Genomic DNA, 14292 nt, shown 5'->3' on the forward strand with positions numbered 1-14292 from the left:
ATAATCCACATTTGCGGGCATTGGCTGTGTGTGCAGTAAGCTATTAGATGCGCCTTCGCTAAGTGTGTAAAATGACCATTTCGCTAAGCGTTAGAGAAGCCAGTTTTTTTGGTGTTCTTTTAAACAACGGGGCGATGCGACGGCTCGTGTTTCAGCCGTGATATCAGTTGCAGCGAGGATCTCGGTTAAGGATCTCTCATCAAATTCTGCACATCATGGACAGAGGAAATGCGCATCCGCCAGTCACATATGGCGGCATGAAACATTTGACCGCAGATACCCTGGCATGGTGCGCTTTTGTGATTGCCTCAGTTATTCTGGCAGCGCAGCCCGTGCAATGGCTGGTTCAAAGCTGGCTTAGCCCGGCCTATGGGTCCTACGGGTATATCTATGTCCTGCTGATTTTAGGTCTGGCCGGGATGAGCTTGCTGAGCGGGCGCCCGAAGGAAGCAGGCTCTCAGGCCCCAGCGATTTTCTTATTGTTACTGGCGGCTTTGATCCGGTTTCTGGGTCAGGTTTTGGCGATCAATATCTTCAGCGCCCTTGCGCTTGCTTTGGATGTTTTTGCGCTGGTTGGGTTGCTACAACTGAACCGCCGCCCTTTTTCGCTGTCGCCGTTTTGGGTGGCGGCGCTGTTCCTGTTTTCCCTGCCAACCGAAATAGTCCTGCAGCGGACGCTTGGATTTCCGCTGCAGATGGTTTCGGCGGAAGTGTCCTGTACAATGCTTGGCGCTGTTTTCTCGAATGTGATCTGCGACGGAGTGCGGATTACGTTGGATCAGAAGGACATTCTGGTCGACCTGCCCTGTTCCGGCGCATCGGGTCTGTTGTTGTCGCTGGCCTTCGTGGTCACGCAAAACGCGGTAATGCGTCCGCGTTGGCCTATCGGGGGCCTCAGCCTATTGGCCGTAATTGGATGCGCCACCTTGGGCAATAGCCTGCGCATTTCGCTGCTGGCGATTGGACTTGCCAACGATCTGGATGTGATGGCCGAACCCTGGCACAGCCTGATCGGTATCGTGACGCTTGGCCTGACCGTTGCGCCCTTTGCACTGTTCTACAGACCTCTCAGCAGAAACGCGCGCAAAGGCCGCCCACGGCCCAAACCGTTCATTCTGCCCAATCCCATCAAAGCGCTGGCGGGGGTTGCATGCCTGATCGGCAGCTTTGCCATCGTGTCCCTCAAGGCCAACCCGCTGGATGTTTCCGGTCGCGTGCAAACGCCCAACTTGCCCACGCAAATTCAAGGTTTTCTGGGGCAAAAAGTGCCCCTGACAGCGATGGAGGCTCGCTATTTTGAAGCGTACGGCGGTCAGGCGCAAAAGGCTCAGTTTGGTCCGCTGGGCTTGAACGTTGTCAGCACGCGCGCACCACTGCGACATCTGCATGCGCCCGAAGTCTGCCTGCGGGGCCTTGGCTACAGGGTTCGGTTTCTGGGTACCCGCTATGGCGGCGTTCCCAGCGCCTATTACCAGGCCTCTGGCCCGGATGGGGACAAATGGCTGGTCGCTGTCAGCTATGTCTCGCAGGGCGGGCAAGTCACACCCAGCGTCGGTGAAGCAATTTGGCGCTGGCTCAACGGATCAGGCGGCACCTGGAGCAGCGTGCAGAGGATCACCCCATGGACCCTAGACACCGCGCTGCGTGCCCAACTGGACGCTGCTGCGATTGCGGCGCTCGACATTCACACCACCGAAGGAACGGACATATGATACGACATTTAGCTTTTGTTTTCCTGCTGCTGCCCGGGGCAGTGATTGCCCAGCCCGACGACGAAATCGCAGGCCGTTTAATCGGTAGCGGAACAGCCGGACAACTGGACCTGCCACTGCTAAAATCGGATCTTTCGGTTGATATTCAGGGCGACATGGCAACCGTTCAGGTGCGACAAGTGTTCGTTAATCCCTCGAGTGATCCGATGTCCGCGGAATACCTGTTCCCGCTAAACCAAAAGGCAGCTGTCTACGCGATGCAGATGCAGGTGGGCGACGAAGTCGTAGACGCGCAGATTCAACAAAAGCAGGAGGCTGAGCAAACTTTTGAGACGGCAAAGCAAGAGGGCAAAGCCGCCGCCCTTTTGACCCAACATCGTCCAAACATGTTCACCCAGACGGTCGCCAATCTGATGCCGGGGCAACCGATCACGGTGACGCTCAGCTATGTGCAGGCCGTTCCAAAGATGGACGGCGGGTATGAACTGGTGCTGCCACTGATCGTCGGCCCGCGCTATCAGGGGGCAGTCAGCTTTGATCCGACATCAGGGGACGTTGTGTTGGCTGATTTCAACGAAAAGGAGGCGCCCCCTTCCACCGTCACCGAGGTTGATGGCTGGGCCGTTTCCGAACTGCCGGCCTACCCGCCGGTTCCGCGCCTTTCGAATCCCGATACAATTGACTCTGCCCGGGTCTCGTTGGACCTGAATCTGCATAGTGCCGTTCCTGTTTCCAATCTGACAAGCGCGACGCATGACCTGCAAATCCAGCAGACAGAGGAGTCAGTCAGCGCAACTTTTCAGGATGGGCGGGTGATCGATAATCGCGATCTGGTTCTGCGCTATGAACTCGGCGACGATCAGACCTCAGCCGGAGTGCTGGCCCATCATGATGACCGCGGCGGCTTCGTCTCGTTGCTGGTCGAACCGCCAAAAATCCCGCAATCGGATCAGATCACTGCGCGGGAACTGGTCTTTGTTCTGGATACCTCTGGATCAATGGGCGGTGCCCCCCTGGATGCCAGCAAACGGTTTATGGAAACCGCGTTGAAAGGACTGCGCCCCGAGGATTACTTCCGCGTGATCCGTTTTTCCTCGGGTTCGTCTGAGTTCGCATCCCAAGCCGTTTCCGCCACTCGCAGCAACATCCGGTCCGGTTTGCGCTATGTGGGCGGTCTTCGTGCCGGGGGTGGAACCGAAGTCGACAATGCAATCCGTCATGCCTTTGCGACGCGGCAACCCGCGAATACGTTGCGCATCGTCGTGTTCCTGAGTGATGGCTATATCGGGCAGGAAGCCCGTGTTCTGCACACGATCCGGCAGCAGATCGGCGATGCGCGCATCTATGCCTTCGGTGTGGGCACTGCGGTGAACCGTTACCTTCTGGATGCGATGGCCGAAGAAGGCCGCGGTTATGCCCGCTATGTTGATCCGACCCAGCGCGCCTCAGATGTCGCCGACACACTGGCCCGGGATCTGAAATCGCCGGTTCTGACGGATATATCCATTGATTGGGGAGATTTGAACGTCACCAATGTGGTGCCGCAACGTATCCCCGACTTGTTCGACGGAGGCTCGGTCCGGGTTCTGGCCCGATACGAAGGTGGCGGGCCAACTGACATCACAATCAACGGGCTGGTTCAGGGTAGAAAAGCGCAGATGCCGCTTTCACCGACCTTACCCTCGCCCCGCGTATCCGAAGACGATACGCAACAGGGTAATGCGATCCCCCTGACCTGGGCCCGCACCAAAATTGCCGACCTTGACCGAGCTATGGCGGTGCAGACCGGTGATCCACAAAAGCTTGAGGCGCAGATCACCAATCTTGGTCTGGAATTCAACCTACAGACGCAGTTCACGTCATTTGTTGCTGTCTCAAGACAGGTCGTAAACGACAGTGACACGCCGGCGGCTAACAAGCCGGTCCCCTTGCCACAGGTGGCGGGTGTAGGCCCTGCAGCCTATCCAAAAACCGCATTCAGCGGGTCTTCTACGCCCGAGCCTCAAACCATCTTTGGGTTGATATTGTTAATGGCGCTCGGCGCATTGCGCCTGAGCCGAGGCCGGAGGGTTTGGGCATGAGAGGCATACCTTACAAACTGCGGACAGATGCCTGGTGGCTGGGGGACGATTTCACCCGGCGCAGCCCACAGGTGAACGCTTCACTTGACCCGGCCAATGGCGGTATAATCTTTGATCGTGACTTCGGTGAAACTTCGATGGCGGACGCACACAGTGAACAACATCCTGATCGTAGATGATGACGCACGTATTCGCGATGTCGTACGTTTTGCACTGGAAGACTCCGGCTTTCGAACGACCGAGGCATCCACAGGTCAGGACGCACTGGAGCTTTTGGGCACGACCCCGGCTGACCTCGTCGTCTTAGATATCGGAATGCCCGAAATGGATGGGTTGGAGGCCTGCAGGGAACTGCGAAAAACCTCGACCGTACCAATCTTGTTTCTGACGGCTCGGGACGATGAGATCGACCGCATTCTGGGGTTTCAGCTTGGTGGCGATGACTATGTCACCAAACCCTTCAGCCCGCGTGAGCTGGTACTGCGGATCAAGGCTATCCTTGCCCGCGCGGCAGACCCGAAATCGCTGAACGACGTGACGGTTTTCGAGGACCTGCAACTGGATCATGGTGCGCATCGCTGTACCCTTGGCAAAGCCGAGGTTCAGCTTACCGGGATCGAATTCGCGGTCCTGTCGATCCTCGCCAAAGCGCCAAGCAGGGTCTATTCACGCGCGCAATTGATCGAGCTTGTCTATGGTCACAACACCTATCTGTCCGGCCGAACGGTCGACAGTCACATCCGCAACATTCGCCAAAAGGCGCGCGCTTTGGGCTATCCAGACCTGATCCAGACGGTACATGGGGTTGGGGTAAAACTGGGTGTTTGCCAGTGCTGACCATCAAGCGAAAATGGCGGCCGCCGCTTGCGCTGGTGATTGCGCTGGTCTGCGTCGCCCTGGTCACGCTTCCGATCATTGGTGTTCTTGGTGCCCGCCTGTCCAGCAACCAATTCGCGCGTGAAACCGAACGCAGTCTGCTGTCTCAGGCCGTTATCTTTGCCGAGGTGTATGCCGATGCTTTTTCCCGGCTTCAGCCCTCACCTGATGTCGGCCACAGCTTGTCTGCCGAGCAGGCGGAACGCCTTTCGCAGGACTTTCACCCCATCCCGGCCAGTTTGGACCTGTTTCGCGGTCAGGTCTCGCCGCCGCGCCCCAACGCGGTTTCCAGTGATGAACCGCTGAACACGCCATATATGGAGATCTCGCAAACGCTGTCACAGCTGGCGCGTTCCGCAAAGAAGACAACTCTGTCGGGGTATGTTTTCGTGGACCACGCCGGGCGGGTCATTGCTAGCAGCGGATCAGTCAGCGGGTCTTTTCTGCATGTGCCGGAAGTGACGCAGGCCCTGCAGGGCGAAACCGTTTCACTGCTGCGGTATCGAGATGATTTGTCCAAGCAGCACCTGCTGAACTCGATCAGCCGAGACACCTCATACCGCGTGTTTGTTGCCCACCCGGTGGTGTTGAATGAAAGGGTCATCGGCGCGGTTTACCTGTCGCGCACTCCCATGGACCTTCGGAAGTTCCTGTTTCAGGAACGGTTCACGCTTGGCTCTGTCGTGGTATTCATGCTGGCGTCTGCGGCCATGGTCGGTTGGATGATGTGGCGACTGATTTCAAAACCAATTCGCGATCTCAGCAGTCAAAGCCGGGATGTCGCAAGCGGATTGAAACCGACACCCGATCCCGTGCGGCACTATGGGGTGCAGGAACTGGCAGATTTGGGCAATAATGTTGTTTCGATGGCGGCAACCTTGTCAGAACGGTCCACTGCGATCGAGACCTATACGAGCCACGTCACACATGAGTTGAAATCGCCCGTCACCGCAATATTGGGTGCCGCCGAGTTGTTGTCCGACGGACCGTCTGCCGTGTCCGGGGATCGCAATCAGAAGTTGGTTCGCAACATTCAAGAAGAAGGCCTGCGCATGAACGCTCTGCTGGTTCGGCTTCGCGAACTGGCACGGGCCAGCATTCAATCCGACCCGACCCCAACGTCACTTGCAGAAATTGTTCAAGCTGCCTCAGCCGAGTTTCCGAACCAGGAAATTGTGCTGCACGCGCCGTCCGACACGCAACTGCCTTTGTCCAAGGACCAGGGGCTTATCGTTCTGCATCACCTTTTGCAAAACGCGTTTCAGCACGAGGCAACGCGTGTCGACATAACCTTTGAGGCAACTTCGAACAGCTTGATTGTTGCCGACAACGGCACTGGAATTTCCCCGCGAAACAACGTTCGTGTCACAGACCCATTCTTCACGACCAGACGGGACCAAGGCGGCACCGGGCTGGGCTTATCCATTGTCGCTGCTGTCCTGAAACAAGCCGATACAACCATCGAAGCAATGGCTCCTGAGCGAGGTGCCAGTTTTCGGATCAGGTTCTGACACTTTCTTAGAATTCACCAAATACGGGTAGCTTTATGCCGGTTTCTGATTTCCACACGCAAAGGAAACAAAATCGGGCTGGTTGTCCGAACCGGAGAATTTGCTTCCCCAGATGATGAGGGTCTCAAACGAGCCCATTTGCCCTGATGCGGCACACGGCATAAGTTCTAAGTTCACGCAAACACCGTCGCTCTCATCAGGATGCAGGTGGGGCGTAGCTTCCATCTTCGCGGTGTATTTCGCGCCCGCTTAGCGGCGGATTGAAGACGCAGACAAGCCGTAGATCAGCGTCTGTAGCCCTCACTAAGTGCCGGTCATGTTGATCCAAGGCATAGAGGGTAAATGGTTCAAGGGAATGCCACGTTTCATCTTCAGACGCTCTGATCTGCCCTTTGCCCTCGATGCAGTAACACGCCTCCAAATGATGGGTATATTCCAGCTCCAGCACTGCGCCTTTTTTGATGATCGTATCCGTCAGCGAGAACCCCATACCATCCGACGCGAGCAGCAGTCTTCTGCTGTTCCAACCCGGCCCGGAAACGTCCCGCTCTGTGCCAAGGATATCTTTGAGTTCCGTAACAATCATTTTAACGCCTCTTTGCTATCGTACCGCGCGGTTCATCCCGCCATCGGAAAGGATGCTCTGACCGTTAATGTACCGGGCTCCTTCGCTGGCGAGAAATACGCAGGCTTGCCCGATTTCTTCGAACGTTGCCGGCCGTTGAGCTGGGATTTCCCGACGGGCCTGTTCGGATAGGTTTACGTTTTCGCAGAACCCGGGCAGCAGGTTGTTCATGCGTATATTATGCCGTGCATAGCGATCCCCATAAAGCTTTGAGAAGCTGTGCAGCGCGCCGCGCAGCATGCTCATGGGATAAGGCGCACGCGGCTCGATTGTGTTCATGGACGAAATGTTTACGAAAGCACCCCCGCCCTGTTCGATCAATATGGGCGTGACAATGCGGGCGATCTTGACGACGTTCAGCACGTACATATCCAGACTTTCGTGCCACAACGCGTCGCTGAGTTCCAAAAGCGGCCCGTCAAAGTCGGGATCAAACCCTACCGTCTTGATGGCTTCTGGCACCGTACCACCGTGGCCCATATTGCTGACGATTGCATCAATTCGCCCATATTTGCTCATGGTGTCGTCGATCATCTTTTGGAGATCGTCGACATCTAAAACAGAGCCACGACGACCAATTCCCCCAAGCTCCTCCGCCAGTTCAATAGAGCGGTTTGACGGGGACATTAGCGAAACTTTGTAACCCGCATTTGCCATTTCAATGGCGCAACCCCGGCCAATGCCTTGTCCTGTACCTGTCATCAGCGCGACTTTGGTATCGGGCATGTTATCCCCTTTCTTCCGATGCATAGTATGTGAGAATTTTTGCGTCGATAGCAGTTTACCTTCTTGGAATCAGTTAATCCTATCGAGTTTATTGAACACTGCTGATAGATTTTCTCACATCATGGAGAACCTCAGACACCTTCGCGCCCTTCAGGCTTTTGACGAGACCGCTACCCACTCCAGCCTGAGCAGGGCAGCGGATGCTCTGAACGTCACCCACGGGGCGATCAGTCGACAAATCAAGTTGCTGGAACTGCATCTTGGTGTGACGCTCTTTCACCGCCGACCAAATGGCGTTGAACTGACAAAGGCCGGGGAACGCCTGCATCAATCGACTCGCGGGGCATTTTCGACATTGCAGCTGGGCGTGATGGAGGTGAAACGACTTCATCACCGCCAGTCGATTACGGTGTCTTTGTCCACATCGCTTGCGCTCAAGTGGCTTGTGCCGTTACTAAGCTCGTTTCAACAAGAACATCCGGGTATCGCATTGTTGCTGGACACGAATGATGCCTTTGCAGATTTCGATGCGTCCGAAGTTGATGTCGCCCTGCGCTTTGGCGAGCCCGGCTGGGACGGGCTATATCATGAGCAAATACGGCAAGAGGAACTGGTTGTCGTGGCTGCGCCGTCTCTTGTTGATCAAACCCGGGTGCCAATGCGCGCCGAGGACGTGGCTAGTCTTCCCCTTTTGCACGACGCCTTTAACGTCGGATGGGAAAGTTGGGCCGCGCAAGTTGGTTTGAGCACTGATCGGTTCAATGCGCAGAGCATCAAGTATGTCGACAGTGCCGTTCTGTTGGAGGCCGCGATTGACGGGCAAGGCGTGGCATTGGCGAGACATCTTTTGGCAGCCAGGGACTTGGAACTTGGCCGGTTAATCCGTCTGGATGAAACCCGTGTTCCGTTGGATCGTGGACTCTACTTCGTCTGTCGTCCGGGTGATCAAGAGCGGGTCACAGTAAGGGTTTTCAAGAAATGGCTCATATCGATTTGAATTTTTTTTGCCTAATTCGAATGTCCGCGAGAGCGGTCATTAGTCCATGTATTACAGAAGTCGGCTACCCTCGACAGAAAGACTCCTGTCTTGCCAAAGATACACAGGTATTTTTAGAAACTAAAAAAGATACTTTCGAAGCTGCGAAGATACGTTTCACCCTCCGTCAACGCAGGCGAATTTCTTCATAAAAATCTCTTCCGGCGGAACGACCCCGTATCATTAGGCGGCCGAGAACCAATCTCAAATACAGACTGGCCCGACCTCTGCCCCAGGCAGAAATTTGGGTACTTGGAAGGTTGGTCAAAAGCAATTTTCCGTAACCGCCCGCGAGCGATTGCGGGCGCACCCATACAAGCTGTAGGCGCGCTCACTACTTTGCGCTGTATTCACGCATAATTTTGCTCGATTTGCCCATAAGTTTGCATGTCGCCAGTTTCGGTGTAGGATTACATCTTTCCGAAAGTCTCTTTAAGTTCTGCGACTTGTTCTGCATCCAACATCCGGGTTGGCATACCCCGCAATGCCACGAGCAACTTGGCTGTTTCTTCCAACTCTTCAGCGGCACAGACCGCTGAGAACAGGTCATTTCCCGACACGACAGGTCCGTGATTAGCCAATAGAACTGCACTACATTTGCCGCCCAGTTCGCGGATCAAATCACCGGATTTCGGGTCACCAGGCTTGGCGTATGGAACCAGTTTAACCGTGCCGACGCGCATAACCACGTATGGTGTAAGCGGTGGAATACAGTCGTCTGGATTCGTGTCTTCCAAGCAGGACAAAGCAGTGGCCCAGGTCGAATGCAGATGAACCACGGCGCCCGTTTCTGGCCGCGTCTCATAGAAGGCTTGATGCAGGAAAACCTCTTTGGTCGGCTTGTCCCCAGAGACGTGGTTCCCAAACAAATCAATTTTGGCGATGCGCTCGGGGTCGATATCTCCCAAAGTCGAATTCGTTGGCGTCATGAGAATCCCATCATGTAAACGCGCAGAGACATTGCCCGCAGTGCCAACGGAAAAGCCACGCGCAAACAGCGAGGCGCACAGTTCGGACATCTGCCGTCGCAGGGCCTGTTCTTCAGAACTCATTTGCCTGCCTCCATCATTCTCAACGCTTTCGAGAAGAAATCTGGAGCGCCAAAGTTTCCAGACTTCAAAGCCAGCGCAATGGGTTCAGATTTCCCAATGCTCAGGACTGGCACGCCCGGGTCGATCTCTGGCCCAATTGACATGGCCGGTGACCCCAGTGCCTCAGAGACGGCTTTGGCAACAGCTCCCGACGTCTCTCCTCCCGCCACGACAAGGCGTTTGTACCCCGTTTCGGCAAGTTCTCGTGCTGTATCTGCAAAGAGATTGTCCAGCTTTTCCGCCACGGCTTCTTGGCCGAATTGACCTTGGATCGCGCGAACATCTTCCGGGCTTCCCGATGAATACGCGAGCGGCGTTTGATCCGGATGCGCTTTAAAGAAATCCAGAAGCGTTTGCGCGGTAACATCTCCGGACATGACGCCTGGAACATCAATTGCGAAAGTCGGATGGGATTTCGCGTGAATCTCAATCTGCCCGCGGGTCGCACCTGAACAAGAACCCGCAAGGATCGCGGCAGGCCCTGCGATACCCGTGAACACACTGCCAGCACTTTTGGATGAAGTCTCTCTCAGGAAGTTTCTTGGTAGCCCCAGAGCTATACCAGATCCTCCAGTAATGAGCTTGGCGTTCTTTAGAGCTTCGCCCCAGGTCAACAAATCTTCATCCGAAATAGCATCACCGATCACAAATCGTTCGTCGGCGTTCTGCCAAGCAGTAGCAATCGCCTTTGAACCTTGCTTCACAGCGTCAACTGGCACCAATCCAACCGCTTCTTCGGTCTGATGTTGCAACCAGCGCTTGATGTTCGCATCCGTCATCGGCGTAAGAGGGTGATTTTCCATCCCAGACTCGTGCAACAGCTTACCGAGCACAAATAGATGACCGTGATAGACCGTGCGTCCCGTTGTCGGAAAGGCCGGGCAGAAAACCACCTTTTGCGCGCCCAGTTCGTTGGCCAGCGCTTCCGCAACTGGGCCGATATTTCCCTCCATAGTGGAATCGAAGGTCGAGCAATACTTGAAGATGAACTGCTGGCATCCTTGGTCCGCGAGCCACCGCAAGGCACGCAGACTGTCTGCAACAGCTTCCTCGACCGGTGCCGTGCGGCTCTTGAGAGAGATCACGCCCGCTTCGATCTCCTCGTCGGCTGGGAGATCCGGAATACCTGGAAACTGCGCGGTTCTTAATCCACCTTCCGGCTCAACGCCCTTTGCCAAAGTGTTCGCGATATCACTCGCACCGGTAAAGTCGTCCGCTATGACGCCGATCCTCATAGTTTGATGTCCCTGGTTGGTCCGGAATCCAGCCTATGGATGTGGGGTGCTGCTCCGACGGGAAAAACCTCACGCACAAGCGGATCATGGCCGGGCACGATAAGTCGAGGGTGCGAGGCCAACTTTTCGAGCGTCTCGAAACCATCCATCATGTCTTGCAGGTCGACGACGATGGGAAACGCTTTGCGCGCCATAAAATTCTCGTAGTAATGCGAGGCATCAGAGGCGAGTACCATCCACCCGGCTGCCGTTCTCACGCGAACGCATTGCAACCCGCGCGAATGCCCACCGATGCAGTGCACCGTGATCCCATCTGCAATCTCGGCTTCTCCATCGTAGAATACGACCTTGCCTGAATAGAGACGCTTCACGACCTCGCAGATATGGTCGGCCGTGAAAGGCGCACGCAGGTGGTCATGGCACATGCAGGGACCTGTGGCGAAGGCCATCTCCGCCGATTGCATATGCAACTTCGCGTTCGGGAACATATGCAGCCCACCCGCGTGGTCATAATGAAGATGGGTCACGATAACCTCGGTCACCGCTTCCGGCGAAATGCCTAAGGGCCGCAGAGCCTCGCGAGGATCCATCGCAATGGGACGACCACGGGCAACCGCCTCATCGGAGTCGTAGCCGGTATCGACCATAATGACTTTGTCGCCGCGTTTGAGCACCCAAACGAAGTAATCCATTGCATGAGGCGCGCTGTGATTATCATCGATGATGAAACTATCAGCTCGCGTCCGGGCATTTCGATCCGCGTATTTCACGGCGTGGATTTCCCAATCGTTCATCGGATGACCCCGGAGTACTGGTGAACTACCTTGGTGGCGATCAAATCAGCCACAGCCGTATCGAAGGACTGGAAATGCGCGCTTTCTAGGTGGGCGGAGAACGCCGCGCTATCATCATAAACCTCATAGAGAAAAACTGTCTCAGGATCATCGCCGAGGCAAACGTCAAACTGCTGGCATCCGGGTTCTTTACGCAAAGAGATTGAAGCGTTTTCGACCATCAGCGGCAAAAAGGTGTCCCGCGTACCGGGCTTGAGAGTGAAAGTGACAGTAACCACAAACATCAGACGGAAAGTCCTTTCAGACGTGAGAAAGCGCGCTTTGCGACGGGCAATTGGCTGAGGATCAGGCCAATGTTGAGCACTAGCAGAATGGCCGCACCAGGCCGTGAAAAGAAGACCGACAGATCCCCATCCGACAAGAACAGCGACCGGCGGAAGGTTTCGTCAAACAGGCTGCCCAGAATAACGCCTATCACCAACGGCGCGATTGGGTACTTCATCAGGTTCATGAAGTAGGCAACGGCGCCGACGCCAAGCATCAGGTAGAGATCATTGATGCCACCACCAACACTGAAAGACCCAATTGTTGTCAGAACCATCACGACTGGCAAGAAGATGGTCTGCGGGATGGCAAGTATTTTGATAAAGACCCGAGCGGTAAAAAGCCCCATCAAGAACATCGTCAGGGATGCCAGCACCAGGATCGCAACCACGCGCAGAATGATCTCGGGATCAATCGTCGGCCCCGGGATCACGTTGTTGATCTTGAAAGCCCCCATCAAAGCCGCGGCGGGTGGTGAACCGGGAATACCCAAAACCAAAAGCGGGATCAGCGCGCCCCCAATGCAGGCGTTGTTTGCTGTTTCAGAGCACAGCAGACCTTCCAATGACCCTTTTCCAAACTTATCGCCCTCGGCAGATACGGTCTTACCGACACCGTAGCTGACCCAACCGGCGACATCTTCGCCGACGCCGGGAAGTGCTCCTACCCCAGTTCCAATCACTCCTGACCGGCCAATGGTGGGCAGGTAGCGTCGGATGGAGCGTAGGTTCGGAAGAATGCGACCTTTCAGGGCCAGAACCTTCCCGGCCTCAACGTGCCTCAAGCCGTCGATAATTTGGGGAATGGCAAAGGCTCCCATCAAAACTGGCACAACCTGAAATCCACTCATCAGGTAAGACCAGCCGAAGGTATAGCGCGGTTCAGACAACAGAGGGTCGAGCCCGACCATGGACATCGCAAGCCCGATCAGACCGGCGATCCATCCCTTGATCACCAGGTCTTCGCTCATCAAAGTGCCAGAAAGCAAAATACCGAACAGGGCCAGCAATGCTTTTTCCGGGCTTGCGATGTTCTTTGAAACCAAAAGCAGCGCCCAGACGAAAATCAAAAGCGTGATGGTCCCGATAACTGTGCCAATGAAACTGCCCGTCGTGGTCAATCCTAGTGCTTCGCCCCCTCGACCCGCTTTGGCCAAAGGGTAGCCATCCATGGCCGTCGCCGCACTGGCCGCCGTGCCCGGAATGTTCAGCAGGATTGACGGATAAGAGCCACCGTAAATCGCGCCGACATAAGCCCCGAGCAAGGCGATGAGCGAATAGTCCAATGGGATCTTGTTGCCGAAAAAACCCGTCAGGATCGTCACGGCCAGGGTTGCCGTAAGTCCGGGCAATGCGCCGAACGTGATGCCCAGGAACACGGATGCAATCAAATACAGATAGGTCAGCGGATCCACTGTGAGACCAACGAACGCCGCCCCAAATCCAGCCAGTTGCGATAAGATAAAGTCCATCCGGTCAGTCTTTCCATAACGGACGAAGCGTCACGTAGTAGTGATATTCGATTTGCTTGAAGATCAGCCCACCGCGCGCGGGCACGTTTTGGCGAAAGACAAAAGCCATCGCACAAACAAGGATGAGCGGGGCAAGTATTGCCACCAATGGAACGAACCGCAAAACACGTTCGGAAGCCGCTTTGGTCAACACCACTAGTGTTAACGCCACCCACAAGGCCAGCGTGAACCAATCATCACTATGTGCATTCCAATCCGCCTGAGCAGGATACACGGCGAACGCAAACAAACCGGCGACGACAACTGCTATGCAAGCCACCAAAGCACGCCGCGCGTGACCGCCGTAGTAGCCGTAAGTCAAAGCCGTGATCAGCAACCCAGAGCACAGAATGAAGTCCACTCTGGGAACCAGCCCGACGACATAAGCAAGAAGAATCAGGCCTATTGTTGAAGCTCGATAGGCTTCCGACTTATCCCACCCAATGCCCAAAGCACTGAGCGCGTGTTGGGCTCCACCTGAGCGGATTGAAATAGCCAGCAAAACGAAGGACAAGCCAAGCAATCCCCCGAAGATGAACAGCGGTACAATTGCAGCCGAGTTGTACCAACCCGATCCACTTACACCTGCGCGGTTTTCACCCCAAAGAGGGATGTCCAACGTCTTCCAAAGGAAAAAGGTAGAAGTTGCTATCAGACCAATCGATGCCCAGAAATCGCGCGCCCGCATGATCAGTGTATCGTCAGGTTTGTCCATTGCCTGCCTCTCGTCGGAAAGGGCGCGATCAGGCGCGCCCTTTCAAAAGTGATCGG

General features: G+C 55.4%; 14 protein-coding genes. 6 read left to right on the top strand and 8 right to left on the bottom strand.

The window, feature by feature from the left end:
• The first annotated feature begins 215 nt into the window (after positions 1–215).
• The 5 genes from xrtT to GOW92_RS21765 are packed head-to-tail and all read left to right on the top strand — an operon-like array spanning position 216 to position 6180.
• Positions 216–1712 carry an exosortase T gene (gene xrtT / locus GOW92_RS21745; protein ID WP_170564895.1) on the top strand — a complete coding sequence of 499 codons (1497 nt, stop codon included), beginning with the start codon at positions 216–218 and terminating at the stop codon, positions 1710–1712.
• A complete protein-coding gene (locus GOW92_RS21750; RefSeq protein WP_170564898.1) occupies positions 1709–3793 on the top strand; it encodes a VIT and vWA domain-containing protein in 2085 nt (694 codons plus the stop codon). Before xrtT ends, GOW92_RS21750 begins: the two co-directional genes overlap by 4 nt.
• Positions 3790–3972, top strand: coding sequence for a hypothetical protein (locus tag GOW92_RS21755; RefSeq protein ID WP_170564902.1), 183 nt, complete (start codon positions 3790–3792; stop codon positions 3970–3972). Before GOW92_RS21750 ends, GOW92_RS21755 begins: the two co-directional genes overlap by 4 nt.
• On the top strand, positions 3947–4630 hold the full coding sequence (locus tag GOW92_RS21760; RefSeq protein WP_170564906.1) for a response regulator transcription factor: 684 nt from the start codon (positions 3947–3949) through the stop codon (positions 4628–4630). The genes GOW92_RS21755 and GOW92_RS21760 overlap by 26 nt, the downstream gene beginning before the upstream one ends.
• A complete protein-coding gene (locus tag GOW92_RS21765) occupies positions 4624–6180 on the top strand; it encodes an ATP-binding protein (protein ID WP_170564909.1) in 1557 nt (518 codons plus the stop codon). The genes GOW92_RS21760 and GOW92_RS21765 overlap by 7 nt, the downstream gene beginning before the upstream one ends.
• A gap of 196 nt (positions 6181–6376) precedes the next feature.
• On the opposite strand, the gene GOW92_RS21770 is transcribed toward GOW92_RS21765, so the two are convergent.
• Together GOW92_RS21770 and GOW92_RS21775 are read right to left on the bottom strand one after the other, a co-directional pair.
• Positions 6377–6766 carry an ectoine synthase gene (locus GOW92_RS21770; RefSeq protein ID WP_170564912.1) on the bottom strand — a complete coding sequence of 130 codons (390 nt, stop codon included), beginning with the start codon at positions 6764–6766 and terminating at the stop codon, positions 6377–6379.
• Positions 6767–6781: 15 nt separating this feature from the next.
• Entirely contained in the window at positions 6782–7531 is a 750-nt protein-coding gene (locus GOW92_RS21775; protein ID WP_170564916.1) for an SDR family oxidoreductase, read from the bottom strand.
• Between the two features lie 121 nt (positions 7532–7652).
• Between GOW92_RS21775 and GOW92_RS21780 the strand changes: the two genes are divergently transcribed.
• A complete protein-coding gene (locus GOW92_RS21780) occupies positions 7653–8528 on the top strand; it encodes a LysR substrate-binding domain-containing protein (RefSeq protein ID WP_174822598.1) in 876 nt (291 codons plus the stop codon).
• Positions 8529–8977: 449 nt separating this feature from the next.
• On the opposite strand, the gene otnC is transcribed toward GOW92_RS21780, so the two are convergent.
• Genes otnC through GOW92_RS21810 form a run of 6 tightly spaced genes read right to left on the bottom strand, consistent with a single transcriptional unit; the run spans position 8978 to position 14236 of the window.
• A complete protein-coding gene (otnC, locus tag GOW92_RS21785; protein ID WP_170564919.1) occupies positions 8978–9619 on the bottom strand; it encodes a 3-oxo-tetronate 4-phosphate decarboxylase in 642 nt (213 codons plus the stop codon).
• Positions 9616–10893 carry a 3-oxo-tetronate kinase gene (otnK, locus tag GOW92_RS21790; protein WP_170564922.1) on the bottom strand — a complete coding sequence of 426 codons (1278 nt, stop codon included), beginning with the start codon at positions 10891–10893 and terminating at the stop codon, positions 9616–9618. Before otnK ends, otnC begins: the two co-directional genes overlap by 4 nt.
• Positions 10890–11687, bottom strand: coding sequence for an N-acyl homoserine lactonase family protein (locus tag GOW92_RS21795; protein ID WP_170564925.1), 798 nt, complete (start codon positions 11685–11687; stop codon positions 10890–10892). Before GOW92_RS21795 ends, otnK begins: the two co-directional genes overlap by 4 nt.
• Positions 11684–11971, bottom strand: coding sequence for a putative quinol monooxygenase (locus GOW92_RS21800; protein WP_170564928.1), 288 nt, complete (start codon positions 11969–11971; stop codon positions 11684–11686). Before GOW92_RS21800 ends, GOW92_RS21795 begins: the two co-directional genes overlap by 4 nt.
• On the bottom strand, positions 11971–13482 hold the full coding sequence (locus GOW92_RS21805; RefSeq protein WP_170564931.1) for a tripartite tricarboxylate transporter permease: 1512 nt from the start codon (positions 13480–13482) through the stop codon (positions 11971–11973). Before GOW92_RS21805 ends, GOW92_RS21800 begins: the two co-directional genes overlap by 1 nt.
• A 4-nt stretch (positions 13483–13486) precedes the next feature.
• Entirely contained in the window at positions 13487–14236 is a 750-nt protein-coding gene (locus GOW92_RS21810) for a hypothetical protein (RefSeq protein WP_170564934.1), read from the bottom strand.
• Positions 14237–14292: the final 56 nt, after the last annotated feature.

The sequence above is a fragment of the Ruegeria atlantica genome (assembly GCF_013032505.1).
In the GTDB taxonomy this organism is placed as follows: Bacteria; Pseudomonadota; Alphaproteobacteria; order Rhodobacterales; family Rhodobacteraceae; genus Ruegeria; species Ruegeria atlantica_F.

What these genes read in the sequence shown, in the direction of transcription:
- GOW92_RS21780 (WP_174822598.1), top strand. Translation starts at nt 7,653, where the DNA reads ATGGAGAACCTCAGACACCTTCGCGCCCTTCAGGCTTTTGACGAGACC.
- GOW92_RS21810 (WP_170564934.1), bottom strand. Translation starts at nt 14,236, where the DNA reads ATGGACAAACCTGACGATACACTGATCATGCGGGCGCGCGATTTCTGG.
- GOW92_RS21775 (WP_170564916.1), bottom strand. Translation starts at nt 7,531, where the DNA reads ATGCCCGATACCAAAGTCGCGCTGATGACAGGTACAGGACAAGGCATT.
- GOW92_RS21805 (WP_170564931.1), bottom strand. Translation starts at nt 13,482, where the DNA reads ATGGACTTTATCTTATCGCAACTGGCTGGATTTGGGGCGGCGTTCGTT.
- GOW92_RS21750 (WP_170564898.1), top strand. Translation starts at nt 1,709, where the DNA reads ATGATACGACATTTAGCTTTTGTTTTCCTGCTGCTGCCCGGGGCAGTG.
- GOW92_RS21800 (WP_170564928.1), bottom strand. Translation starts at nt 11,971, where the DNA reads ATGTTTGTGGTTACTGTCACTTTCACTCTCAAGCCCGGTACGCGGGAC.
- xrtT (WP_170564895.1), top strand. Translation starts at nt 216, where the DNA reads ATGGACAGAGGAAATGCGCATCCGCCAGTCACATATGGCGGCATGAAA.
- otnC (WP_170564919.1), bottom strand. Translation starts at nt 9,619, where the DNA reads ATGAGTTCTGAAGAACAGGCCCTGCGACGGCAGATGTCCGAACTGTGC.
- GOW92_RS21770 (WP_170564912.1), bottom strand. Translation starts at nt 6,766, where the DNA reads ATGATTGTTACGGAACTCAAAGATATCCTTGGCACAGAGCGGGACGTT.
- otnK (WP_170564922.1), bottom strand. Translation starts at nt 10,893, where the DNA reads ATGAGGATCGGCGTCATAGCGGACGACTTTACCGGTGCGAGTGATATC.
- GOW92_RS21795 (WP_170564925.1), bottom strand. Translation starts at nt 11,687, where the DNA reads ATGAACGATTGGGAAATCCACGCCGTGAAATACGCGGATCGAAATGCC.
- GOW92_RS21755 (WP_170564902.1), top strand. Translation starts at nt 3,790, where the DNA reads ATGAGAGGCATACCTTACAAACTGCGGACAGATGCCTGGTGGCTGGGG.